Origin of the sequence: Sphingomonas sp. ASY06-1R (assembly GCF_052180265.1) — a bacterium.
In the GTDB taxonomy this organism is placed as follows: domain Bacteria; phylum Pseudomonadota; class Alphaproteobacteria; order Sphingomonadales; family Sphingomonadaceae; genus Sphingomonas_I.
The window spans coordinates 1,601,471-1,625,618 of sequence record NZ_CP197464.1; the positions used below are offsets into that span (position 1 = coordinate 1,601,471).

The 24,148-nt window shown below is 64.1% G+C and carries 25 protein-coding genes; 14 read left to right on the plus strand and 11 right to left on the minus strand.

Features of this window, described 5'->3' with window-relative positions:
• Positions 1–200 precede the first annotated feature (200 nt).
• Entirely contained in the window at positions 201–989 is a 789-nt protein-coding gene (locus tag ACSBM8_RS07815) for a DUF2189 domain-containing protein (RefSeq protein WP_442681067.1), read from the minus strand.
• A 61-nt stretch (positions 990–1,050) separates the two neighbouring features.
• Positions 1,051–1,521: a TspO/MBR family protein gene (locus tag ACSBM8_RS07820; RefSeq protein WP_442681068.1), complete on the minus strand. Its 471-nt coding sequence runs from the start codon at positions 1,519–1,521 to the stop codon at positions 1,051–1,053.
• A gap of 45 nt (positions 1,522–1,566) precedes the next feature.
• Between ACSBM8_RS07820 and ACSBM8_RS07825 the strand changes: the two genes are divergently transcribed.
• Genes ACSBM8_RS07825 through bchO form a run of 3 tightly spaced genes read left to right on the plus strand, consistent with a single transcriptional unit; the run spans position 1,567 to position 5,152 of the window.
• The gene (locus ACSBM8_RS07825) at positions 1,567–2,538 is read left to right on the plus strand and encodes an ATP-binding protein (protein ID WP_442681069.1); all 972 of its coding nucleotides are present in this window, start codon (positions 1,567–1,569) and stop codon (positions 2,536–2,538) included.
• Complete coding sequence (locus tag ACSBM8_RS07830) at positions 2,535–4,280, plus strand: magnesium chelatase subunit D (RefSeq protein WP_442681070.1); 1,746 nt, start codon at positions 2,535–2,537, stop codon at positions 4,278–4,280. The genes ACSBM8_RS07825 and ACSBM8_RS07830 overlap by 4 nt, the downstream gene beginning before the upstream one ends.
• Positions 4,277–5,152: an alpha/beta fold hydrolase BchO gene (gene bchO, locus ACSBM8_RS07835; RefSeq protein WP_442681071.1), complete on the plus strand. Its 876-nt coding sequence runs from the start codon at positions 4,277–4,279 to the stop codon at positions 5,150–5,152. Before ACSBM8_RS07830 ends, bchO begins: the two co-directional genes overlap by 4 nt.
• Before the next feature lie 128 nt (positions 5,153–5,280).
• On the opposite strand, the gene ACSBM8_RS07840 is transcribed toward bchO, so the two are convergent.
• Positions 5,281–6,183 carry a hydratase gene (locus ACSBM8_RS07840; RefSeq protein WP_442681072.1) on the minus strand — a complete coding sequence of 301 codons (903 nt, stop codon included), beginning with the start codon at positions 6,181–6,183 and terminating at the stop codon, positions 5,281–5,283.
• Entirely contained in the window at positions 6,114–7,667 is a 1,554-nt protein-coding gene (gene crtD / locus ACSBM8_RS07845) for a 1-hydroxycarotenoid 3,4-desaturase CrtD (protein WP_442681073.1), read from the minus strand. The genes ACSBM8_RS07840 and crtD overlap by 70 nt, the downstream gene beginning before the upstream one ends.
• Before the next feature lie 13 nt (positions 7,668–7,680).
• On the opposite strand from crtD, the gene ACSBM8_RS07850 reads away from it, so the two are divergent.
• The 11 genes from ACSBM8_RS07850 to ACSBM8_RS07900 all read left to right on the plus strand — a co-directional run bounded on the left by ACSBM8_RS07850 (position 7,681) and on the right by ACSBM8_RS07900 (position 18,688).
• Positions 7,681–8,835: a methyltransferase gene (locus ACSBM8_RS07850; protein ID WP_442681074.1), complete on the plus strand. Its 1,155-nt coding sequence runs from the start codon at positions 7,681–7,683 to the stop codon at positions 8,833–8,835.
• 94 nt (positions 8,836–8,929) lie between these two features.
• Positions 8,930–9,856 (plus strand): chlorophyll synthesis pathway protein BchC, encoded by a 927-nt coding sequence (bchC, locus tag ACSBM8_RS07855; RefSeq protein ID WP_442681075.1) that lies wholly within the window; start codon positions 8,930–8,932, stop codon positions 9,854–9,856.
• A complete protein-coding gene (locus ACSBM8_RS07860) occupies positions 9,853–10,836 on the plus strand; it encodes a chlorophyllide a reductase iron protein subunit X (RefSeq protein WP_442681076.1) in 984 nt (327 codons plus the stop codon). The genes bchC and ACSBM8_RS07860 overlap by 4 nt, the downstream gene beginning before the upstream one ends.
• 2 nt (positions 10,837–10,838) lie before the next feature.
• The gene (bchY, locus tag ACSBM8_RS07865; RefSeq protein ID WP_442681077.1) at positions 10,839–12,371 is read left to right on the plus strand and encodes a chlorophyllide a reductase subunit Y; all 1,533 of its coding nucleotides are present in this window, start codon (positions 10,839–10,841) and stop codon (positions 12,369–12,371) included.
• Complete coding sequence (bchZ, locus tag ACSBM8_RS07870; RefSeq protein WP_442681078.1) at positions 12,368–13,813, plus strand: chlorophyllide a reductase subunit Z; 1,446 nt, start codon at positions 12,368–12,370, stop codon at positions 13,811–13,813. Before bchY ends, bchZ begins: the two co-directional genes overlap by 4 nt.
• A 133-nt stretch (positions 13,814–13,946) precedes the next feature.
• On the plus strand, positions 13,947–14,102 hold the full coding sequence (gene pufB / locus ACSBM8_RS07875) for a light-harvesting antenna LH1, beta subunit (protein ID WP_442681079.1): 156 nt from the start codon (positions 13,947–13,949) through the stop codon (positions 14,100–14,102).
• Positions 14,103–14,147: 45 nt separating this feature from the next.
• Positions 14,148–14,318: a light-harvesting antenna LH1, alpha subunit gene (gene pufA, locus ACSBM8_RS07880; protein ID WP_442681080.1), complete on the plus strand. Its 171-nt coding sequence runs from the start codon at positions 14,148–14,150 to the stop codon at positions 14,316–14,318.
• A gap of 127 nt (positions 14,319–14,445) precedes the next feature.
• A complete protein-coding gene (gene pufL, locus ACSBM8_RS07885) occupies positions 14,446–15,270 on the plus strand; it encodes a photosynthetic reaction center subunit L (RefSeq protein WP_442681081.1) in 825 nt (274 codons plus the stop codon).
• A 12-nt stretch (positions 15,271–15,282) separates the two neighbouring features.
• Complete coding sequence (gene pufM, locus ACSBM8_RS07890) at positions 15,283–16,257, plus strand: photosynthetic reaction center subunit M (RefSeq protein WP_442681082.1); 975 nt, start codon at positions 15,283–15,285, stop codon at positions 16,255–16,257.
• A complete protein-coding gene (pufC, locus tag ACSBM8_RS07895) occupies positions 16,254–17,369 on the plus strand; it encodes a photosynthetic reaction center cytochrome PufC (RefSeq protein WP_442681083.1) in 1,116 nt (371 codons plus the stop codon). The genes pufM and pufC overlap by 4 nt, the downstream gene beginning before the upstream one ends.
• Before the next feature lie 62 nt (positions 17,370–17,431).
• Positions 17,432–18,688: a DUF3422 domain-containing protein gene (locus tag ACSBM8_RS07900; protein WP_442681084.1), complete on the plus strand. Its 1,257-nt coding sequence runs from the start codon at positions 17,432–17,434 to the stop codon at positions 18,686–18,688.
• Between the two features lie 178 nt (positions 18,689–18,866).
• On the opposite strand, the gene hemA is transcribed toward ACSBM8_RS07900, so the two are convergent.
• Genes hemA through puhA form a run of 7 tightly spaced genes read right to left on the minus strand, consistent with a single transcriptional unit; the run spans position 18,867 to position 24,143 of the window.
• Positions 18,867–20,090, minus strand: coding sequence for a 5-aminolevulinate synthase (gene hemA, locus ACSBM8_RS07905; RefSeq protein WP_442681085.1), 1,224 nt, complete (start codon positions 20,088–20,090; stop codon positions 18,867–18,869).
• 2 nt (positions 20,091–20,092) lie between these two features.
• Positions 20,093–20,890, minus strand: coding sequence for a putative photosynthetic complex assembly protein PuhE (puhE, locus tag ACSBM8_RS07910; RefSeq protein ID WP_442681086.1), 798 nt, complete (start codon positions 20,888–20,890; stop codon positions 20,093–20,095).
• Positions 20,887–21,957, minus strand: coding sequence for a magnesium-protoporphyrin IX monomethyl ester (oxidative) cyclase (acsF, locus tag ACSBM8_RS07915; protein ID WP_442681087.1), 1,071 nt, complete (start codon positions 21,955–21,957; stop codon positions 20,887–20,889). Before acsF ends, puhE begins: the two co-directional genes overlap by 4 nt.
• Positions 21,954–22,250, minus strand: coding sequence for a hypothetical protein (locus ACSBM8_RS07920; RefSeq protein WP_442681088.1), 297 nt, complete (start codon positions 22,248–22,250; stop codon positions 21,954–21,956). Before ACSBM8_RS07920 ends, acsF begins: the two co-directional genes overlap by 4 nt.
• Positions 22,247–22,729 (minus strand): photosynthetic complex assembly protein PuhC, encoded by a 483-nt coding sequence (gene puhC, locus ACSBM8_RS07925; RefSeq protein WP_442681089.1) that lies wholly within the window; start codon positions 22,727–22,729, stop codon positions 22,247–22,249. The genes ACSBM8_RS07920 and puhC overlap by 4 nt, the downstream gene beginning before the upstream one ends.
• Positions 22,726–23,376, minus strand: coding sequence for a photosynthetic complex putative assembly protein PuhB (gene puhB, locus ACSBM8_RS07930; RefSeq protein ID WP_442681090.1), 651 nt, complete (start codon positions 23,374–23,376; stop codon positions 22,726–22,728). Before puhB ends, puhC begins: the two co-directional genes overlap by 4 nt.
• The gene (puhA, locus tag ACSBM8_RS07935) at positions 23,373–24,143 is read right to left on the minus strand and encodes a photosynthetic reaction center subunit H (RefSeq protein WP_442681091.1); all 771 of its coding nucleotides are present in this window, start codon (positions 24,141–24,143) and stop codon (positions 23,373–23,375) included. Before puhA ends, puhB begins: the two co-directional genes overlap by 4 nt.
• Between the last annotated feature and the right edge of the window lie 5 nt (positions 24,144–24,148).

Below are 24,148 nucleotides of genomic sequence, written 5' to 3' on the forward strand. Positions count from 1 at the left end.
GTTGTTCGCTTCCAATCCGTTTGAGCCGCCCGACCCGGTGCGCGCTGGCGGCAACGGGCTCAATTCGCACTTCCAAGATCCATGCTTGGCCTTCCAATAGCCGACGCTCAACATCGGCTATGTTGGACTATCCGTGGCCCTTTTGGTCCGCGGTTGGTGCGCTGGTTCCAGGCAATGGACGCCCGCACCCCGCCGCAACGCTAGCGGACCACCAACTTGGTGTAGAGGTGCCAAGTCGAATAACCGAGCCAGGGCAATATCACCGCAAGCCCGACCGCGAGCGGGATCAGCCCGATCAATAGCAGGGCGGCAACGTACAGTCCCCACCGCAACATCGTGCCCGGATTTCGCCGCACGGCGGCCAGCGACGTGCGTACTGCCAGGCCCGCATCGACCGGCTTGTCGACCACCATCGGAAAGGAAACGACCGCGAACGCCAGCGTTACGACGGCAAAACAGAGGCCCGCCAAATTACCGAGGAGGATCATCTGCCAGCCCGCCGTCGTCGTGAACAGCCGGCCGAACAGGTCGCTGGGACGCATCGGCGTATCCGCGCCGAAGGTCACTGCATAGATCGCATATGCCGCAATCAGCCAGGCCAGGAATAGCCCGGCCAGACCGATCGTCAGCACCGCCAGCGGTGTGCGGCTGCGGCCGTTGAGCGGATCGAGGAAATGCCACCAGCTTGAATCACGTCCTTCTTCGCGCCGCCGCGCCAGTTCGTAAAAACCGGACGCCGCTGCCGGGCCTGCGATCGACAGCCCGGCGACGAGCGGGAAGAATAGCGGCAGCAACGGATTGTTGAACGTCACTACAGCCGCGATCAGGCAAACGATCGGATAAACCAGTCCGATCACGATCAGGTCGCCGCGCTTGGCGCGAAAATCCTTCCAACCTTCACGGAGCGACCAGCTCAAGTCGCTGGCATCGATATGCCGGATTTCGGGGAGCTTGGCGGGTGTGCTGGTGGTATCCTGAATTGTCGGCATGATGCGAGCTCCCAGGTTTGTAATTGGACAGCATATTATGTCCCGACATCCCGCCAAATATTCAGACGAACGGTCGGTTAAGCCGGACGATTGTGAAGTTGAGTAACGACGCGAAGCTGACCCACAGCAGGTAGGGCAGGATCAACAGGCTCGCGAGATGCGCGATCGGCCATAGTCCCACGATCAACGCAACCAGCGATGCCCATAGAAATACTACTTCAATCAGCGCCCAGTCCGGTCGGCGTGCGCGGAAAAAGAGCGGGCTCCACATGGCGTGGAACAATGCGTTGATCGCGAACAATATTATGACACGCGTCTGCGCAGCCGGATCGGGCGCCGAATGCCATGCAATCACTGCCGACCACGCCCAGAGTCCCAGGATGACCGTCCAGGCCGGGCCAAATAGCCAATCGGGCGGTTGCCAGGCGGGTTTATGCAGTTCCCGATACCATCTTCCGATCGGCGTCATCAGGCCGCCAAACACGCCCAGAAAGATGGCTGCGCCGCCGGCAACAATGATCGGGCTCCACATCGTAACGACTGTCCATCTTGTAGAGTGTCCAGTGCGTGTTACAACATGAACGTGCGCGTGTCGTTCCCCTTCTCCGCCATCGTCGGCCAGGACGAGATGAAACTGGCGCTGTTGATCGCGGCGGTCGATGCGCGGATCGGCGGGGTGATGGTGTTCGGCGACCGCGGCACCGGAAAATCGACTGCGGTACGCGCGCTTGCCGCTTTATTGCCGCCGATTGCCGCAGCCGACGCCGGATATCAGGACGGCACCCCGCGCAAAGGTAACGCCGTGGTCCCGTTCGTCGATCTGCCGCTCGGCGCCACCGAGGACCGCGTGGTCGGCGCGCTCGACCTCGAGCGCGCATTGGGTGCCGGAATTAAAGCGTTCGAACCTGGATTGCTGGCACGCGCGAATGGCGGCTTCCTCTATATTGACGAGGTCAACCTGCTGGAGGACCATATTGTCGATCTGCTGCTCGATGTCGCGGCGTCCGGGGAGAATGTGGTCGAACGGGAAGGGCTGAGTGTTCGGCATCCGGCGCGGTTCGTGCTCGTCGGCAGCGGCAATCCGGAAGAGGGCGAGTTGCGGCCGCAATTGCTCGACAGGTTCGGCCTGTCGGTCGAAGTCCGAACGCCGCAGGATATCAAGCAGCGCGTCGAGATATTGAAGCGCTGCGACGCCTTCGAGCGCACCCCCGAGGCGTTCGCCGAAACCTGGCAACGCGCCGAGCGCAAAGCCCTGAAGCGGATTGCGCGTGGACGCGCTGCGCTTGCCGACATGGCGGTGCCTGAGGCGGTGTTGCGCTTCGCATCGCAATTGTGCGTCGCAGTCGGCGCAGACGGGCTGCGTGGCGAATTGACGTTGATCCGTGCGGGCCGGGCGCTCGCGGCGCTCGATGGGGCAGAGGTGGTCGCGGTCGAGCACATCAAAACAGTTGCGCCGATGGCGTTGCGCCATCGCCTGCGTCGCAACGTTCTCGACGAGACCGGATCAACCGTCCGGATCGAACGTGCGCTGGAGGAACTGGCGGCGTGAGCGCTGCGGGCGATGCCGCGCCCGATCCGTTTCAGGATGCGCTGATCGCCGCGCGATTATGTGCGATCGATCCGGGGCTCGGCGGCATATCGCTGCGTGGCGGCGGCGATCTGCGTGATGCGGTGATGAACGAAATGATCGCCGGATTGTGCGAGGACGCGCCGGTGCGGCGGGTGCCGTCGCATATCGACGACGAACGCCTGCTCGGCGGGATTGACCTGACCATGACGCTGGCCAAGGGCGTGGTAGTGTCGCGGATCGGGTTATTAGCCGAGGCCGATGGTGGCGCTGTCGTCGTGCCGATGGCGGAGCGGGTGTCCGACGCGATGGCGGGGCGGATTGCGGGCGTGATGGACAGCGGCGAGGTCGTCGCTGAGCGCGACGGCGTCGCGCTGCGCGGTCAGGCACGGTTCGTGACAATCCTGCTCGACGACGGGATCGAAGCGGAAGAAAGGCCACCGGCGGCGATCAAGGAGCGGGTAGCGTTCTGGATCGACCTGTCTTTCGCCCGTCGCCCAAGCCTGATACCGCAGCTCAGCGATCCCCTGCCAAGGCTTGTAGATCGTTGGCCGGAACCGTTCAGCCATGGGGAGCAAGTCGCCGTTTCCGATGCCGCGCTTGAGGCGCTTGCCGCCACCGCCTCCGCGCTTGGTATCGATTCGGCGCGGGCGCCGCTCTTTGCCTTGCGTGCGGCGCGCGCCATCGCGCGGCTTGCCGGTCGAGACGCCGTCGCCGATGCTGATGTAATTCTCGCCGCGCGCCTTGTCCTTGCGCCCCGCGCCACGCGCATGCCGATGGCGACGGAGCAGGAGGCGCAGCCTGAAGCGCCGCCGCCACCCCCCGACGCCGGCAGCGATGAGGAACGTGCCGCGCCGGGACCGCTCGAGGACGTAATTCTCGCCGCAGCATTGGCCTCGTTGCCCAAGGACGTGCTCGCGCGGATCGCGCAGGGCGGTGCTGGTCGGGCCAAGCCGCGATGCGCGCATGGCGCGGGCGAGCGCCGCAAGTCGCTGGCGCGGGGCCGGCCAATGGGAACGCGCCCGGGCCTGCCGGGCGGCGGGCAACGCCTCAGTCTGATCGACACGCTGCGTGCGGCCGCCCCCTGGCAGCGCCTGCGCGGACGCGCAGATCACATCCTGGTCCGGCGCGACGATCTGCGTATCCGCCGGTTCGAGACGAAAGCCGAAACCGTCACCATATTCGCCGTCGATGCCTCGGGGTCGTCGGCGCTGACGCGGCTGGCCGAGGCAAAGGGCGCGGTCGAGCTGCTGCTCGCCGAGGCCTATGTAAAGCGCGCGCGGGTAGGGCTTGTGGCGTTTCGGGGCAGTTCTGCCGAGTTGCTGCTGCCTGTGACGCGATCGCTGGTGCGGGCGCGCCGCTCGCTGGCTGAATTGCCGGGAGGCGGCGGTACACCGTTGGCGGCAGGGCTCCATGCGGCGCGCGAGCTGGCGGAGCAGGCGCGCGCGCAAGGCCGGACGCCCTTCATCGTTGTTTTGACCGACGGCAGCGCCAACGTCGCGATGGACGGTAGCGTAGGGCGTCCGGCGGCGGAAGCTGATGCCGGGGCGGCCGCTCGCGCAATTGGGGCGGCAGGGATTGCCGCCGCGTTTATCGATATTTCGGTGCGCCCTCGGTCCGGAGGGGCAGCACTCGCTGCCGCCATGCGCGCACGATATCTGCCACTGCCCCGCGCCAATGCGACGGCCATGCACGCCGCCGTCACCGCAGCGCGAAAGGCGTGAGCGCGCCGCGCTGGGAGGTAGAGGGGCGCGACTGGCCAAACCGCGCGTACAGCCGCTTCGTCGATGCAGCAGGCGTTCGCTGGCATGTTCAGGTGATGGGCGACGGCCCCGTGCTGCTGCTGCTGCATGGCACCGGCGCGGCAACGCATAGTTGGCGGGCCTTGATGCCGCTCCTCGCCAACCACTACACCGTGGTCGCGCCCGATCTGCCCGGACATGGCTTCACCCGCGGCCGGGGCGCCGGTGGCCTGGCGATGCCGGCCATGGCGCGATCGGTAAGCGGCTTGCTCGGCGCGCTGGCGTTGCGGCCGCAGGTGATCGTCGGGCACTCGGCAGGCGCCGCCATTGCAATCCGCATGACCCTCGACCGCCTTGTCAGTCCCGACGCGATCGTGGGCCTCGACGCCGCAGTGCTGCCCTTTCCGGGGCTCGGTGCGATGCTGTTCCCATCGCTGGCGCGTTTGCTGTTCGTCAATCCGTTCGCGTCGCACTTCCTGGCCCGGCTCGCTCGGACACCGGGTGAAACCGCACGATTCCTGGTGCGCAGTACGGGGTCGCACATCGACGCCGCAGGGGTGCGATTCTACGAACGGCTGTTTTCGACATCGGACCATTGCGCGGGAGCGATCAGGATGATGGCGGAATGGGATCTCGAAACGTTGAAACGCGATTTGCCCCGCCTTCAAACGCGGTTGTTGCTCCTGCACGGCAAAGCCGACTCAGCGATTCCGCTGTCCTCAGCGGAGGAGGCGGCAGGGATGGTGGAGGGGGCAACGGTCATCCCGTTGGCGGGCGCCGGCCATCTGGCGCACGAGGAGCGGCCAGAAGACATTGCCGCGATGATCGTCCGCTTTGCGGGCGTGCCAGGATGAGCGGCAGGTATTTTAGCCTCTTCGACATGGCAATCGCGGGAATCCCGGTCCTAGCCTTTTGCATCTGGCAGCTCGTCTCGATCAACCGGGAGATAAGCAGGGACAAGAAGCCGCCCGATCCCGACTAGCTACCAGAACGCGCGGGGCATCCGATAGGGCAGCATCGACTGGACGATCGGCGAGCGAAAACGGCCAAGCGCCAAGCTTTCATGGATCGCTTGGACATCTTCTCCGAACAGGCGGGTCGCAAGCGCCGAACGGGCATAGAACGGGGCGTCGATCCAGGTTTTGACGACGCGCGGAGCATTGCCGGCGTCGGCGCGGGTCGCGCGGTTGATCAGCCATCCGGTGCGCGGCAATCGGGCGGGCGCGGGCTGGACCACATCGTGCCAGCGCCCCTGGCGATCGAACTTCAACGCCAGATCGAATGGCGTCCCATCGCGCCGCCGGCCTTCGTAGAGCACCGCGACATCGCGCTTCAGATGGGCGCGCGACCAATGCCAGTCGTTGAACCCTACCTCGAGCGGTTCATCCCCGAAATTCGAATCGAAATAGCCTGGGCCGCTCCAGCTGATGCCAGGATGTGTCATCAGCACTTCGACGCGTGCGCGCGGCGCTACCGGGTGCCACCGATGGTTACCGGCAGGATCGAGCGCAAATGCCGTGGTGCCGATCATCTCGGGCGAGACGCGTACCGTGCCGCGCACCTTGTATGGCAACGGTGCTGAAATCTCGGCTATATCGATCACCAGCGTGTCGCCGTCCCAATGCAGCCCACTTGGCCCTACGACGAAATGGTCGCCGCCGCGGTCGACGCGCCGCGCCGGACGCTCAGTCATCGCCCAGGCCGACCTTCGCCGCCCGGTCAGCGCGACGTTGATCGCGCAATGGTTTTCCGGATTGTGGCGTCCGCTGAGCTTGTAATAAGGCGAGAACACGCTGCCGACGAAGGCGATGATCGTCAGCCCGTAAGCGCCGTCCGCACTGGTCGCGTCGATATACCACCAGGCATAGCCGTTCGGCTGTACCACGACGTCGAAGCGCGGTCCTTGAGCAGACATCCGACGGCTAGTTGGGCGGAAAGCGCCGCCATCGGGACGCCCGCGCCGGGGTGGGTGCTCCCGCCCGCGCAATAGAGCCCAGGGATCCGAGTCCGGCTGCCCTGCCGACGGAAGGAGGCCGCCCACCCGTGCGAGGCCGGTCCATAAAGGGCTCCACCCGTCGACGGAAACAGGCGTTCGAAGTCGCTCGGCGTGGTCAGCACCGCCGAACTCCCCAGATCGAGCGAAAGTCCCGCCCGCGAAGCCGTGGCCAGCATAGCCTTGGTGCATGTGTCGATCTCCGCTGGTGTGAGGGGGGCAAGGTCGCCGGTGGCAGGCGCGTTGACGATGATCTGCAGACGTTCATGGCCATCCAGGCCGGCATCGGCGTCGCCACGGTCCTGCGCGCAGACATAAACGCTTGGTGCTGCGGCCAGCCGGCCGGCGGCGAGCGCGGCGAATTCGGCGGGATAATCGTCCGAGAAGAATATGTTGTGGCGCGAGAGCGGAAAACCGCGGGCGTTTGCGTTCGCCGTCCACACCATGGCACCGAGCGAACGCCGCCCGGGGGAGACGGTTGACGTAGCGCGTCGCGCAGCCTCGCCAAATTGTCCCGCGCCGATCGCGGCGGGATCGGCGTTGCACACGACCGATGCCGCGCCGATGCGCTCGCCGTTCGCCAGGATCACGCCTGCCGCGCGTCCATTCTCGATCACGATCTCGCGAACCGGTGCGTTATAGCGAAAGCGCACGCCGTTGCCGCGTCCGAGCGCCTCTAGCGCCAGCGCCAGCCGGTGCATCCCGCCCTCGACCAGCCACACGCCGCTCGCCTCGACATGGGCGATCAGCATCAACGTGGCCGGGCAACGGAAGGGCGACGAGCCGCAATAGGTTGCATAGCGCCCGAACAATTGCCGCAGCCTCGGGTCGCGGAAATAGCGTCCTAGCGCGCGCCACATCGAGATATAGGCACGCAGGTTGAGATAATCCGGGAAGCCGCGCGCCCCCATTCGCAAGCCAAGAGCGATCGGATTGGTCTTGGTGTCGCGCAGGAACGGCCGGTCCAACGCATCGAAAAGCCGCTTCGCTTCGGCGCGGAAGCGACGATAGCCTGAGGCCTCGGCAGGTCCTGCGAAGTCGCCGATCGCCGCTTCGTTGGCGGCGGGGTCCGCAAACAAGTCAAGCCGCGACGGCCCCCACGCATGACGCGCGAGGATCGTCGCTGGCTGCAGGATCAGGTGGTTGCCGAGCGCGTCGCCGCATGCCGCGAAGATTTCCTCGAATATTCCACGCAGGGTGAACACCGTCGGACCGCCGTCAACGGCATGGCCATCCACCGTCACCGCCCGCAATTTGCCGCCAGGGCCAGTGGCAGCCTCAACGACCGTGACGTCACAGCCATGCGCCGCAAGGAGCGCAGCGCTGACGAGGCCGCCAACGCCCGCTCCGATTACGACCACGCGCTCGTCCGCCATCGACCGTCTCCCATTGACGACGATACCATCTGTCAACAGAACTAGACATATGTTTTCGTCTAATCACCGAAATTTCCAATTTTTCCGCTATTGGATCAGCTGGCGAAACCGCCTGCTCGGTTCCCCCCGTTTTCAGCGCTTCGCGGTGCGCTTTCCGCTGACCCGGCCGATCGCGCGGCGGCGCGCGCGCAATTTGTTCGATCTGGTGGCGGGCTTCACCTACTCGCAGATCCTTGCTGCCTGCATACAGACCGGCCTGCTGGATTTGCTCGCCGACAATACGCTCGACCGCGCGACCATAGCCGCTCGGATCGATCTGCCGGTCGAAAGCGCCGAGCGGCTGCTGCGCGCGGCAGCGGCGCTGGGTCTGGTCGAGCGTTTGGGCGATGGCTGGGCGCTGGGCAGCAGCGGGGCGGCGCTACGTGGCAATCGCGGAATAGCCGAAATGGTGGCGCACCATCATCTGCTCTATGCCGACATGGCCGATCCGGTCGCGCTCCTGCGAAGGAGCGGCGGGGGCGGCGAACTGTCGCGCCACTGGCAATATGCCGAGCAGGAGGGGATTGGGGACAAGGACGCCGTGGCCGACTATTCGGCTCTGATGGCCGCGTCGCAGCCGCTCGTGTCGGCCCAAGCGATCGATAGTTACGCCTTCCATCGCCATCGCAAGCTGCTCGACGTTGGCGGCGGAGAGGGCATGTTTCTGAGCGCCGTGGCCAAGCGGACGCCCGGGCTGGCGTTGGCGCTGTTCGATTTGCCGGCTGTCGTCGATCAGGCGCGTGTCCGGTTCGCCTCTGCAGGTCTGACCGTCGAAACGTTCGGCGGCAATTTCCTGCGCGATGCGATTCCGCGGGGCTTTGACCTGATTTCGCTCATTCGCGTGCTGCACGATCACGATGATGCAAACGCCATGACCTTGCTGCGTGGCATCCATGCCGCTCTCCCTGCCGGCGGCAAATTGTTCATTGCCGAGCCGATGGCGCAAACACCCGGTGCCGAGCGAGTCGGGGATGCGTATTTCGGATTTTACCTGCTGGCGATGGGGTCAGGACGGCCGCGCACCGCGGCCGAAATCGTCTGGATGCTACGCGAAGTGGGCTTCGCGCGGTCGCACATTCTGAGGACTGCGATGCCGTTGACTACGAGTGCGATCATCGCCACGCGATAATGAATGTCCAATTTAGTTGACAACATTGAGTGTCTAGATAAACGTACACTGGCGACGGGGCTCATCACGGGCATTGCGCATCAGGGGAATGTGTATGGACGCATGGGCGGTCATACTGGAAGCGCCAGAGCGGCTATCCTTGCGCCCCCTTGCCCTGAACCCTCTCGGCCCCGGCGACGTCCGTGTTGAGATCGAATGGAGCGGCATTTCCTCCGGCACCGAGAAGCTGTTGTGGACGGGCCGGATGCCAAGCTTTCCGGGGATGGGATACCCGCTCGTCCCAGGGTACGAATCGGTTGGGCGGATCGTCGATGCCGGCGCCGATGCCCGCGTGCGCATCGGCGAATGGGTGTTCGTGCCGGGTGCCAATTGCTTCGCCGACGCGCGCGGATTGTTCGGCGGCACGGCGCGAACCGTCATTTTGCCTGCAGCACGCGCGATGCCGATTGACGAGTCGCTTGGGCGCGACGGCATCCTGACCGCATTGGCGGCAACCGCTTATCATGCGATCGCGGCAGGCTCGCCGCCGGACTTGATCGTGGGGCACGGGATCCTGGGTCGGCTGCTCGCGCGGTTGACGATCGCCTGCGGTGCGCCCGCGCCGACAATATGGGAAACCAATCCGGCACGGCGCGATAGCAGTGATTATGCCGTGATTGCTCCGGACGCGGATGAACGCCGCGATTACCGGACGATCTGCGATGCCAGCGGGGCCAGCGACGCGCTCGATTTGCTGATACCGCGACTGGCGAAGGGCGGGGAGATCGTGCTGGCCGGATTTTACGGCCGCCTCTCGTTCGCCTTTCCGCCCGCCTTCATGCGCGAAGCGCGCCTGCGGATCTCGGCCGAATTCACGCCTGCCGACATCGTCTCGACCACCGCCCTCATCAAAAGCGGCGCACTCAAGCTCGACGGGCTGATCAGCCACGCGCGACCCGCCGCGGAGGCGGCGGAGGCCTATCCACAGGCCTTCTCAGATCCGGATTGCCTGAAAATGGTCCTTGACTGGAGACAGTTATGAGTATGTTCGACCCGGGACCACTGCGCCGCGAAGCGGACGAGCAACCTGATCCGGTCCACACCGGCCCCGTCACCAAGGAAACGCAGATCATCGCGATCTACGGCAAGGGTGGAAGCGGCAAGTCGTTCGCGCTGGCCAACCTCAGCTACATGATGGCGCAGCAGGGCAAGCGCGTGCTGTTGATCGGCTGCGATCCCAAGAGCGACACGACGAGCTTGCTGTTCGGCGGCAAATCGACCCCGACCATCATCGAGACGTCAAGCAAGAAGAAGCTCGCCGGCGAGGAAATCGGAATCGAAGATGTCTGCTTTCAGCGCGACGGTGTGTTCGCAATGGAATTGGGCGGGCCCGAAGTTGGCCGCGGTTGCGGCGGTCGCGGTATTATTCACGGGTTCGAAACGCTCGAGAAGCTCGGCTTCCACGAATGGGGCTTCGACTATGTTCTGCTCGATTTCCTGGGCGACGTGGTCTGCGGCGGCTTCGGCCTGCCGATCGCGCGCGACATGTGTCAGAAGGTCATCGTCGTCGCATCGAACGATCTCCAATCGCTCTATGTCGCCAACAACGTCTGCAAGGCGGTCGAATATTTCCGCAAGATGGGCGGCAATGTCGGCGTCGCCGGGATGATCCTTAACAAGGACGATGGCACCGGCGAGGCCAATGCCTTTGCCGCGGCGGTAGGCATTCCGGTGCTCACCGCAATTCCAGCCAATGAGGACATTCGCAAGAAGAGCGCAAACTATCAGATCATCGGCAAGCCTGGCGGGCAATGGGCCAGCCTGTTCGAGCAGCTCGCGATCAACGTTGCCGAAGCGCCACCCCTTCGCCCGACGCCGCTGGATCAGGACGGACTGCTCAACCTGTTCAGCGCCGACGTGACCGGTGCGGACTTTACGCTACGGCCGGCCACCCAGGCCGACATGCGTGGCGCGGAATATGTCGCCAAGCCATCCCTCGAAGTCGTCTACGACACGGTCTGAAGATGGACGCTCCCACTCTTCCCCGTGATCTTGACCGGATCGATCTGAGCTCGGCGCCTGTCGTTGCCGTGGAGGGTGGCTGCGGATCCAAGGATGTCTTGCGCGACGCGGCAATCGCGGCCGGTAAGTCGGACGTGCTTGCCCGGTACGCGACCGATTATCCGAAAGGTCCGCACGATCAGCCGCAATCAATGTGCCCGGCATTCGGCAGCTTGCGTGTCGGCCTCAGGATGCGGCGCACAGCAACCGTGCTGTCTGGCTCGGCCTGTTGCGTGTACGGGCTGACCTTCACCAGCCATTTCTACGGCGCCAAGCGCAGCGTCGGCTATGTGCCGTTCAGCTCCGAGACGCTCGTCACCGGCAAATTGTTCGAAGATATCAAGGAAGCGGTCGAGGGGCTGGCCGATCCCGCGCTGTACGACACGATTGTCGTCACCAATCTCTGCGTGCCGACCGCCTCGGGCGTGCCGCTTCAGTTGCTGCCCGATCAGATCAACGGGGTGCGCGTGATCGGGATCGACGTGCCCGGCTTCGGGGTGCCGACGCATGCCGAGGCGAAGGACGTCCTGGCTGGTGCGATGCTGAGTTACGCGCGCAAGGAGGCAGAACAGGGACCCGTCGCCGCGCCCAAGCAACGATCGGACCGGCCAACGGTCACACTTCTCGGCGAGATGTTCCCGGCGGATCCGCCGGGCATCGGCGTCATGCTCGAGCCGCTGGGACTTGCGGCCGGCCCCGTCGTCCCGACCCGCGAATGGCGCGAGCTTTATCAGGCGCTCGACTGCGCAGCGGTCGGCGCAATCCATCCTTTCTACACCGCCAGCATCCGTGAATTCGAGGGCGCGGGGCGCAGCATAGTGGGCTCAGCGCCGGTCGGTGCTGACGGGACGGCGGCGTGGCTCGACGCGATCGGGGCGGCATGCGGTATCGCTCAAGACAAGGTTGATCTGGCCAAGAACCGCTTCATCCCCGCGATCCGCGGCGCGCTCGCCGCCAAACCCGTCACAGGGCGCATCACGGTGTCGGGCTATGAAGGCTCGGAACTGCTTGTCGCGCGGCTGCTGATCGAAAGCGGCGCAGACGTGCCTTATGTTGGCACGGCCTGTCCGCGGACATGCTGGTCCGACCCCGATCGCGAATGGCTCGAAGCGCACGGGGCCCGCGTGCAATACCGCGCGAGCCTGGAACAGGATATCGCGGCGGTCGCGGAATATGGTCCGGACTTGGCAATCGGCACCACGCCCGTCGTCCAATATGCCAAGCAGAAGGCGATCCCGGCACTCTACTTCACCAATCTCATCTCGGCCCGCCCGTTGATGGGGCCGGCGGGCGCTGGAAGCCTCGCGATGGTGATTAATGCCGCGATCGCGAACCAGCATCGCTTCGACAAGATGACGGCCTTTTTCGAGGGCGTCGGCAAGGACGCGACCGCCGGCGTGTGGCAGGAAACGCCCGTTGATCGCCCCGAATTCAAGGCCAAATTTGCCGCCAAACGCATCGCCGCCGCGAAGGCGGAGGAGCATATCGGCACATGACCCTGATCATCGATCATGACCGCGCGGGCGGCTATTGGGGCGCGGTCTACGCGTTTACGGCCATCAAGGGGCTGCAGGTCATCATTGACGGCCCGGTTGGATGCGAGAACCTTCCGGTCACATCGGTGCTGCACTATACGGACGGCCTTCCGCCGCACGAACTGCCGATCGTCGTGACGGGACTTGGCGAGCAGGAGCTGGGTCGCGACGGCACCGAGGGCGCGATGAAGCGGGCCTGGGCCACGCTCGATCCCGATCTCCCCGCAGTGGTCGTCACCGGCTCGATCGCGGAAATGATCGGTGGCGGCGTCACGCCCGAAGGAACCAATATCCAGCGTTTCCTGCCGCGCACGATCGACGAGGATCAATGGCAATCGGGTGACCGCGCATTGACGTGGCTGTGGACCCAGTTCGGGCCGAAGAAAGTGCCGGCTTTGAAAGCGTTGCGTGACGGCGAGCGGCCACGGGTCAATATCATCGGGCCGATGTACGGCACCTTCAACATGCCGTCCGACCTTGCCGAGATCCGCCGGCTGATCGAGGGGATCGGCGCCGAGGTGAATATGACATTCCCGCTCGGCAGCCATCTCGCCGACGTGAAAAAGCTCGCCAACGCGCACGTCAATATATGCATGTATCGCGAGTTCGGCCGCAACCTTTGCGAGGCGCTCGAACGTCCCTATCTCCAGGCGCCGATCGGGCTGGAAAGTACAACGCTCTTCCTGCGCAAACTGGGCGAGCTGACCGGGCTCGATCCCGAACCGTTCATCGAGCGCGAGAAGCACACCACGATCAAGCCGCTCTGGGATCTATGGCGGTCGGTGACGCAGGACTTCTTCGGCACTGCGAGTTTCGGGATCGTTGCGACCGATACGTATGCACGTGGCATCCGCAAGTTCCTCGAAGACGATATGGGACTGCCTTGTACCTTTGCGGTGTCCCGCTGCGCAGGCACCAAATCGGACAACCAGTCGGTCAAGGACATGGTGCGCGACAATCCGCCGCTGATCCTGTTCGGCAGCTTCAACGAACGTATGTACATGGCCGAGGCGGGCGGGCGCGGTGTCTATATTCCAGCAAGCTTTCCCGGTGCGGTAATCCGCCGCCATACCGGTACCCCGTTCATGGGCTATGCCGGCGCGACATATCTCGTCCAGGAGGTATGTAACGCCCTGTTCGACGCGCTTTTTCATATCCTTCCGCTCGCAGGCCAGCTCGACAAGGCCGAGGCCACCCCCGCCAGGATCGACCGCGAAGTCATGTGGGATGACGACGCCAAGATCGAGCTTGATGCAGCCGTTGAGCGCGAGCCGGTCCTCGTCCGCATTTCGATGGCCAAACGCATACGCGACGCGGCCGAGCGCGCCGCGCGCCGAGCCGGCGAGAGCAAGGTAACCACCGAGCGCCTCGCGCTTGCGATCAGCGAAAGTCGGGGGCCGTGAGCGCCGCCGCACCCATCCGCGCCGGCCCCGATCCAGCGCGACACCGATCCTTGCGGGCACATCGCCCGCGTGGATGCCGCCGGGGAGCGCGTTTCACGCTCCTACCCTCTTCGGGAATAACGGAGACGTAGAAATGAACGAGCCAAACGAAAGGATGGGACCAGGAACCTACCTGACCCCCGAGGAAGCCAAAGAGTTTCACAAGATCTTCATGATCAGCTTCCTGATCTTCACCGCGGTGGCGATCGTAGCGCACGTATTGGTCTGGAACTGGCGCCCCTGGCTCTGACCGGCGCCCGCTAAGCAATCGACCATAATCGAAAGGACCCACGTCATGTGGAGAATCTGGCTGATTTTCGATCCGCGCCGTGCGCTGGTCGCTCTCTTTATCTTCCTCTTTGTGCTGGCGCTGTTGATTCACTTCATCCTGCTCAGCACCGACAAGTTCAATTGGCTCGACGGTCCGCACAAGACCGTTCCGGTAGCTGCGGCTCCGGCCAGCTGAGCGACCGACGCCTCCGCGCGGTAGCGCGTGGAGGCGGGCGGACGAGGCCGGAGGCAATCCGGTCTCGTCTCCCGCACCGATTAACGGCAACGATCCCCGACCAAGCGTCCGGGGACGGAGAGATGCTATGGCGCTGCTGAGCTTCGAGCGAAAATACCGGGTGCGGGGGGGCACGCTGATCGGCGGCGACCTGTTCGATTTCTGGGTCGGCCCTTTCTATGTCGGCTTTTTCGGCGTCGTCACCGCGATTACCGCAGCGCTGGGAACGGCGTTGATATTCTATGCGGCTTCGCTGGGGCCAATATGGAACCCATGGCTGATCTCGATCGCGCCGCCGGATCTCAAATACGGGCTGGCCCTGGCGCCCCTCCGGGAGGGCGGCTTCTGGCAAATCATAACGATCTGCGCGATCGGCGCTTTCGTTTCCTGGGCGCTGCGCGAAGTGGAGATTTGCCGCAAACTCGGCATCGGGTATCACGTGCCGTTCGCTTACGGCTTCGCCATCTTTGCTTATGTTTCGCTGGAGGTGATCCGGCCGGCTCTGCTGGGTGCCTGGGGCTTTGCTTTCCCATATGGCATCTTCAGCCATCTGGATTGGGTGTCGAACACCGGCTACCAATATCTCCATTTCCACTACAACCCCGCTCACATGCTGGCGGTGAGCTTCTTCTTCGTCACCGGCGGAGCGCTCGCGTTTCACGGCGCGCTGGTATTGTCGGCGGTGAACCCGCCCAAAGGCGAAGCGGTCAAGTCGCCCGAATATGAGGATGCATTCTTCCGCGATACGATCGGCTATTCGATCGGCACGCTCGGCATCCATCGCCTCGGATTGTTCCTGGCATTGAGCGCGGGATTCTGGAGCGCGGTGTGCATCATCATCTCCGGGCCCCTCTGGACGCGTGGCTGGCCCGAATGGTGGACCTGGTGGCTCAACTTGCCGATTTGGTCTTGAGGGGGATAGGCGATGGCGCGCTATCAGAACATGTTTACGCAGGTGCAACTGCGTGGGCCGCTCGAGGCCGGTCCGCGGCTGCCGGCGGGCAGCTTTCCGCGAAGCGGCAATGGCATCTACAATTATTGGCTCGGCACGATCGGTGCCGCCCAAATCGGGCCGATCTATCTCGGTACGCTCGGCATCGCATCGCTGGTGTGCGCGTTTCTGAGCTTCGAGATCATCGGGCTCAACATGTTCGCCAGCGTCAACTGGAACCCGATCCAGTTCGTCCGCCAATTACCCTGGCTGGCGCTTGAGCCACCCGGACCCGAATGGGGCTTCAAGCTGTTCGTACCATTGGCGCAAGGCGGCTGGTGGCAATTTGCCGGCTTCTTCATGGTCAGTTCGCTGATCCTGTGGTGGATCCGCACCTATCGCCGGGCACGGGCCCTGGGCATGGGAACGCACGTTGCCTGGGCATTCGCCGCGATCATCTTCTTCATCATGACGTTGGGCTTCATCCGGCCGATGTTGATGGGCAGCTGGGCGGAAGCCGTGCCGTTCGGCATCTTCCCGCACCTGGATTGGACCGCGGCTTTTTCGATCCGCTACGGCAATCTGTTCTACAACCCGTTCCACTGCCTCTCAATCGCATTCCTCTATGGATCGACCCTGCTATTCGCGATGCACGGCGCGACGATACTTGCGGTCGGGCGCTATGGCGGTGAGCGCGAGATCGAGCAGATCACCGATCGCGGCACTGCGGCCGAGCGCGGGGCCTTGTTCTGGCGCTGGACGATGGGGTTCAACGCGACGATGGAATCGATCCATCGCTGGGCCTGGTGGTTCGCGGTCCTGACACCGCTGAGTGGCGCGATCGGTATCCTGCTGACGGGAACCGTGGTCGACAACTGGTATCTATGGGCGGTGCTGCACGGTTACGCACCAAGCTATCCCGGCACCGGCGTCGTAGATCCTGCTACTCTTCCGGGAGCGCCGCAATGAGCAACATCCGCACCCGCGCCGCGGCGGCGGTCGCCGGCCTGAGCTTCGCCCTGCTCGGCGGCTGTGATCTCGGGCCCAAGACATCCACCCAGACTGGCTATCGAGGCGCAGGCCTTCAGCAAATTACCGATGTGGCGCATTCGGCTAAGACTAACGCCATTCCCCCGGCGCCATATCCGCTGCCACCCGACGGCGGTCCTCTCGCGTCCGCCAGCTACACCAATCTCAAAGTGCTGGGCGGGGTCAGCAAGGATCGCTTCGATCATTTGATGGCAGAAATAAACCAGTGGGTCGCGCCGCCTGCGGAAGGCTGCAATTACTGCCATAATCCGGAGAACATGGCGTCGGACGAGAAGTATACGAAGGTCGTCGCGCGGCGCATGCTTCAGATGACGATGAACATCAATTCACGCTGGTCTAGCCATGTGAAGACCACCGGGGTCACCTGCTATACCTGCCACCGCGGCAATGCCGTTCCGGAGTATCGCTGGTCGCTGGCAGAAGGCTCGCCTAACCCGGGATCGATCCGCGGCAACAAATATGGGCAAAACACGCCGAATCGCAATGTCGGCTATTCATCGTTGCCGTACGATCCGTTTGCACGATATCTTAACGGGAAGGCGCAGATCCGCGTTGCCGGCAACAGCGCCTTCCCATCGCCCGATCACGTCGTATCGATCAAGGATGCCGAGCAGACCTACGGCTTGATGATGTCGATCAGTGCGGCGCTGGGCGTCAACTGCACCTATTGCCATAATTCGCAGTCGTTCCGCGCATGGAACCTCAGCCGGGCCCAGCGCGGCACTGCCTATTACGGCATCCGCATGGTGCGGGACACCAACGAGACGTATTTGGGCTCTTTACAGGGCGTGTTCCCGGCCAACCGCAAGGGCCCGCATGGGGACGTGTTCAAGGTCAATTGCGCGACCTGCCATCAGGGTGCGTCCAAACCGCTCAACGGGGTCAGCATGATCGCCCAGGCGCCGGCATTGCGCGGTAGTGCTGCACCCGCTGCGGTGTCGCCGGTTGCAGAGGCGGTGCCAGCGGCGTTCGCCAAACCGAATGCCATGACCGGGAACAACAAGCCGGCGGCGTCCACAGTACGGAAATGACCCGGGTCCGCGCCGCCGGGAAACGCGGCACTGACCGAACGCGTGCCGCCACCGGCGGGAGCGTGACGATAGCCAATCATCCGCTGCGCGCCGCGCTGTCGGAAGAGATGCATGTTCGCCGGTTGCCGCGCCTGGCCGCTCCGTGCCGGTTGATGCAGATCGTGACGTTGTTGGGGGAGGGGTCAGCCGCCGCGGTACGCGATCATATCAACACATTATCGACGAAGGCCGCCCGCGAAATTGTACCGGCATCGGGCAAATATGCGATGTTCGATCTCGGCGCGATGACGTTGATCTGGGAACTTCATACGGAATTCGCGACCTACACGTTGCTGCGCTCCGGCCCATTCGATGCGCCATTCGACCCAGAGCTGTTCGAGCCGACCCAGGCCGCGATCCTGTCGGGCATGCCGGGCGAGATTGTCCGCGCCACCCAGATCGCATTGGTTGCCCGCGACGCTCCAGATCCGGCAGTGGCCGACATCGAGCGCTGGTTCGTCCCGGAAATGTTGATCCATTGCGAGGTCGCCGACGGGCTCGCGACGGTCATGTCCGATTTCCGATTGCACAAGGACGATTATGGCCGTTTGCTCGTGCGGGATCGCGGGTTGGAGCTCGACGAACCAGCGCAATTGCTCCTGCGTCTTCAGGAACTCGGCAATTACCGCAATATGGCCTTGCTCAGCCTGCCGCTCGCGCAGCGGCTAACCCCTGCGGTAACAGAATTGGAAACACGGCTTGCCGGTCTTACCCAGGCAGTGTCCGAACGAACGTCTGAGGACGACCAGCTCCTCGACGAACTGACCTTCCTGTCGGCCGAGCTCGCCCGGTTGCTCGCCCAAACACGCTATCGGATGAACGCAACGCGCGCTTATGGGCAGATCAGTAAGGATCGCCTCGATAGTTTGGCGATCGGCGCCGTGCGCGGATACCAGACCCTGGCCGACTTCACAGAGCGGCGCCTGATGCCCGCGCTCCGAACATGCGACTCGTTTTCCGCACGGCTTGAAGACCTGTCGCAGCGTGCGGCTTGGACCAGCGAATTGCTGCGAACGCGGATCGACATCGCACTCGCCAAGCAGAATCGCGACCTGTTGACCTCAATGGACAGCCGCACGCACCTGCAACTGCGGCTGCAGCAGACCGTAGAAGGGCTGTCGGTGGTCGCGATCAGCTATTATCTGGTCGGCCTGGTAAATTACCTGCTTCTGGCGATGCCGGGCGTGCGGCACGATGTCGCGATGGCGATCGCAGTGCCTGTGGTGGTCGGTACTGTATGGCTTGCGGTGCGGCGGCTGCGCCAAAGTCTCACCGAATAGCATCCCATAGACGGCCGGACCGGATCCGGCGCCCAAACCGCGGATCGACCTTTGCTGGATGCTGCGGCTCTTCCGTGCGCCTGACCTCAGCGGCTGGGGCCACTCTTTTTGCGGCAAGGGATCTATCGGCAGTCAAGCCGCATTCGATGCTTGCCCACGCCCATCTGCGATCGGACGTTTAGGCAGCGAGGGGTTTGCGGACGAGTTCGCACATCGACCAGCATTCGCTCAACGCCTCGACCAGCCGGTCGATATCGCCATCGGTATGGACAGGCGACGGCGTGATACGCAGCCGCTCGGTACCCTTCGGCACGGTCGGATAGTTGATCGGCTGAACATAGATGCCGTGATTGGCCAGCAGCCAGTCGCTGATCATCTTCGCGTGGTGCGCGTTGCCGACCATTACCGGAATGATGTGGCTGGGATTGGGCAGGTGCGGAATGCCCATGGCGTCAAGCCGCTGGCGGACGATCTTGACGCGATTCTGGTGGCGCACACGCTCGATCTGGCTTTCCTTGAGGTGGCGGATTGACGCCGCCGCTCCAGCCGCAATCGCAGGGGGCAGGGCGGTCGAGAAGATGAATCCGCTGGCGAAGCTGCGGACGAAGTCGCACAGATTCTTGGAGGCGGCGATGTAGCCGCCCATCACACCGAACGCTTTACCCAGCGTGCCTTCGATAACGTCGATCCGATCCATCAGCCCAAGTTCTTCGGCAACGCCGCCGCCGCGCGGCCCGTAAAGGCCGACGCCGTGGACTTCGTCGATATAGGTCAGCGCACCGTGGCGTTCGCAGACGTCAAGGATCTCCGCGATCGGCGCAATGTCGCCGTCCATCGAATAGACGCTCTCGAACGCCACCAATTTGGCGCGGCCAGGAGCGATCTGCGACAGCAATTCGTCCAGGTGCGCGACATCGTTATGCCGCCAGCGCTGGCATTCGGCACGGCTATGCCGGATCCCCTCGATCATGGAGGCGTGGTTGAGGGCATCCGACAGCACAACGCAATCGGGCAGCCGTGCGGCCAGCGTGGAGAGCGCCGCCCAGTTCGAGACATAGCCCGACGTGAAGATCAGCGCGGCTTCCTTGCCGTGGAGATCGGCAAGTTCGGCCTCGAGCAGCACATGCTGATGGTTCGTGCCGGCGATGTTGCGCGTTCCGCCGGCGCCCGCCCCGCAGCGGTCGAGCGTTTCATGCATCGCATCGAGCACTTTGGGATGCTGGCCCATGCCGAGATAGTCGTTCGAGCACCATACGGTAACGTCGTCGACCTGGCCGTCCTCGGTCCAGCGCTTGGCGCGCGGGAATTGGCCGGCCTGGCGTTCGATATCGGCGAAGACGCGATAATTGCCCGCCTCGCGCAACCCGTCGAGCGCTTCGGCAAACTGTGCTTCGTAGTCCATCGCTACCTCCCCACCCACTCAATGATCGCGGCTTGAGCCGCTTTGTCTTTCGTTTTGCTCGACGCCCACCGCCACATTTTCGCGTCGCGAACCGGCATCACCAGCAACAGATGTTCCACCACGCCGAGCCCAGTCAAGCCGGCGATCAGCGCGCCTGTCGCGGCCGCGCCGCTGCCGATGGGGGCCGCCTCGGCCGTCACCCATGCCCAGACGGCGAGGATGATCCCGAAGCCGACGGAAACAGGGAACAGCGCGTTCATGCGCCGCACGCGGAAATAGCTTTTCAGGTGCGCAAGATGCTCGGGGAACACCTCGTCGCTCAAATTGGGTACGCCGAAGAACAGGTTGAACTTGGCCGATAGCCGCAGCACGAACAGCAGCAGGAAAGTCAGCGGCGCCGCCTGATTGGGCTGGCCCCAGGTGATCGCGAACAGCAAGATCGCGGTTGCGGCGATCGCCAGTTCGTGGTGGATCACCGTCGCCGTCGCCGCGGTGAAGCGCCGCCAGCCGGTCGCGCCGGGCGGGCATGCGGTACGGTTCGGCCCGGCAACCACCCCCATCAGGAAGCTCATTTCGTGCCAGCCCCAGATCACGATCGCTGCTGCGAACGCCGCATAGGCGCCCGTGACGCTGGGATCGTCGGCTAATATCCAGATGAGCGCCAACGCCGCTATCGCGACCAGCCCGGCGAGCGACAAGCTTGTCTTGAACGTTTCCCGCGGCCGGCTGTCGAGCCAGACCACCGCAGCTGTCCCGATGAACCACATCAGCAGCGCGAACAGGAGCGGCGGGACGGTCACCAGGTGGGCACCAGGCGAATGGCGGCGGGGGCCACGTTGCGCTTGACCGGCGTGAAGAACAGCCGCGCGAAATTGATCGCCGCCGCGCCAGTCAACCCCGCGCGTTTTAGGCCGCCGATCACGCCGCCCCGTTTCTTCGCTGCATCGATTTCTACTGCGATCTTGCGCATCCGCTCCAGCCCCGCGGCGAAGCGCGGGCTGTCGGTGTCCAATATTACCGGAAACACTTGGCGCGTGATTTCCGAGCAGATCGTAAAGACGCGCTGATCATAGTCACTCGGGTCGATGCCCAGTGCCTTGTGAAAGGCCGGGCGGTTGTGGTCGCGCACGTACATGGTCGCATAGACCGCGACCAGGAAGAAGCGGACCCAAAGCTTGTTGATGCCGCTCAACAGCTTCGGATCGGTGCGCATCAGCAGCGCAAACGCATCGCCGTGGCGGAATTCGTCGTTGCACCATAGCTCGAACCAATTGAAGATGGGATGGAAGCGCAATTCGGGATGCTTCGCCAGATGGCGGAAGATCGTGATATATCGCGCGTAGCCGATCTTCTCGCTGAGATAGGTCGCATAGAAGATGAATTTAGGACGAAAATACGTGTATTTCTTCGTCCGCGTAAGGAAGCCGAGGTCGATGCCGATATTGGCGTCCTTCAGCGTGTCGTTGATGAACCCGGCATGGCGGCTCTCGTCGCGGCTCATCAGCTTGAACAGTTGCTTGATGTCGGGATTCTTCACGCGCTTGGCAATTTCGGCATAGAGGATGCAGCCGGAGAATTCGGCGGTCAGCGAGCTCACCAGGAAATCGATGAACTCCTCACGCAGGCCGTCGGGCAGGCTTTCGATCACGCCGTCGAACGCCGCAGTGCGCTTGAAATGCAGCTTGTTGGGGTCGCTTGCCATTTCGGCGATCAGCGCGTCCCATTCGCCGCGCACCGCGCTGACGTCGATCCGATCCATCGCCGCGAAATCGGTCGTGTAGAAACGGGGCGAAAGGACGGTATCCTCGCGCGCGATCGTCATGGTTTCGCTGTCGAGCCCGGGGCTGATGGGGGTGATCGCGTTCATACCGTCGTCCGATCGCTGAAGCTGACTTCGTAAAGTTCTGCCATTTCGAAATGGCCGGCAAGTTTGGTCCATAACCGCTCGACGGTGCTGGCGCGCTCGACCGTGGCGATCCGCTCGACAACACGGCGCTCGCCGAAGCCTACGCTGATCGGGGCGCCGTGCACTTTCACGCGATCGCCGGGGCCGATGTCGTAATCGTTCGCCAGCACCACATTCGCGCGACAGAACTCGTCGCTGAGTTCGACTTCGACGCGGCACGGCGTCTCGAAGCTGGCGCGGCTGAGGAAGCTCATATCGTGGGTCCCTTCGCGTCAAGCAACGCTGCGAAAGCGGCGCGGTTGGTCGACCCGAACGCGGTCAGCTCGATCGCACGACCGGTTGCGCTGTCGGTCAAGGTCAGCTCGCCGTCGCGCCACAAGGTAAGGTTGAACGGCGGACCGTCGCCGATCCCGTGTGCGCGGCGCTCGCGCGCAAGCCCCCGCATGACGCCGCGGATGAAGCCGGTATGTTGACCTGGCGCGATCACCTCGGCGATGCCGCCCTTGACATCGGCGATGACCACCGCCCCGTCCGTGCGGTCGGTGAAGCGCAGATTGCGGGACTTTACCGCAGCGATGCCGGCCTGTTCGCGCATCAATTCGGGCGAGGCGGCGGGGGGAATATGGGCGATCCGGACCACGCTCGTCGCGGTCAGGACGAACGCCAATAACGCGCCGACGATGATCAGCGCCCCTTTCGGCAGCATATGGGCATGGCTGTGTGCCGCGCTCATGCCGCCGCCGCCTCGGCAAAGACGGGCATGGGGGCCGCACGCGTGTCGGCGGTTGCGACCCGGCCGTGGGGATTGATCGCCAGGCAGGTCCGCGCGATCAGCGCCGCGAGATCGGCCGCGCCGGGCACCGCGCGCAGCATTGGCCGCGGCGTTGCGATCTTCCACGGCCGGGCATGCGGCCACAGCGCGGCATAACCGAGTCGCTGCTGACCGGTGAGGGTCAGCGGCACATCCCCGGTACCGTCGGGTCGCGTCGTAAGGTCCACTGCGCCGATCAGCGCGAGCGGCAGGTTGATGCATTTGGGCAGCGCCATGCCGATCCGCATCACGATGCGACGGTTGGTCAGCGTGTAGATGGTCGTGCGCGCCGAACCCCAGGCGAGCAGATGGAGCAAGGCGACGCCGATGGCGCCGACGACGATCGTCATCGCGAACCCGATCAGGTCGCTTGGAGCGCGCACGCCGGCGGCGATCGAACTGATCAACGCCCAGGCCGAGAGCATTGCGAAATAGCCGGCGATCAGCCGCGTATGGAACGCCGTCCGCGCCAGCGCGCGCCAATCGGGTGATCCCTGCCACACAATGTGCTCGCCTGGCGGCAACAGGCCGGGCAGGCCGGGGATCGGCTCATTTTCATATTCGGTCATAGATAGGGCTCCTGCCGGCCCGGTGTCGCGTAAAGGTAACCGCCGCCGAAATAGGCCTGCACGCGCTCTTCCTCGTAGAGCGTAATCGTGTCGGCGGAGGCGATCCGTGGCGCCCCGGCAAACTGGCTGGCGAGCAACGCGTCGATCTTGACCTGCCGTCGGCGGCGATCGATCTTGGCCATCATCATCGGCGCCAGCACCGATCCGGCGCCCACCCCGCCACCGCCCGCAATCTGTATATAGCGGACCAGCCGGTCGGCGGTGTCGATCCACAGATCGCCAACCGTTCCCGCGATTTGATTGTCGGCGCCGACCACAGGCCAGCCATTGATGTCGCTGGTGACCGAAAAGCTGGCGGCACCGCTCAGCGGAACGATCCGCGGATGTCCGTCCATGTCGAGGTCGGGCCGCTTCGCGCGGTTGGCCCAGGCCGCCGGGCCGATGCCATCGGCCAGCGGATCGCCGGTCGGCGCATACGGCGCACCGGGAAAGCGATCGGTGCGCCGTGCGGCGATATCGACCGGCTCGCGGCCCTTGGTCGGGGCGGTCACAATGCCATGGTCATGCGGCAGCAGGAATGATTTGGTCGACGCGGTATGCATCGGCCCGCCCGCAGTCTCGATCCGGCCCGACGCCTCATCCTCGAGCGGATAGCCTTCACGCCGGTCCTCGCGGCGCAGATAAAAGACAAGGACGACAAAGAACAAAACAAAAGCCCAGAAGACCAAAAGGGCGACATCGATGCCTGGCGTGAGGTGGGGGGTCATGACGG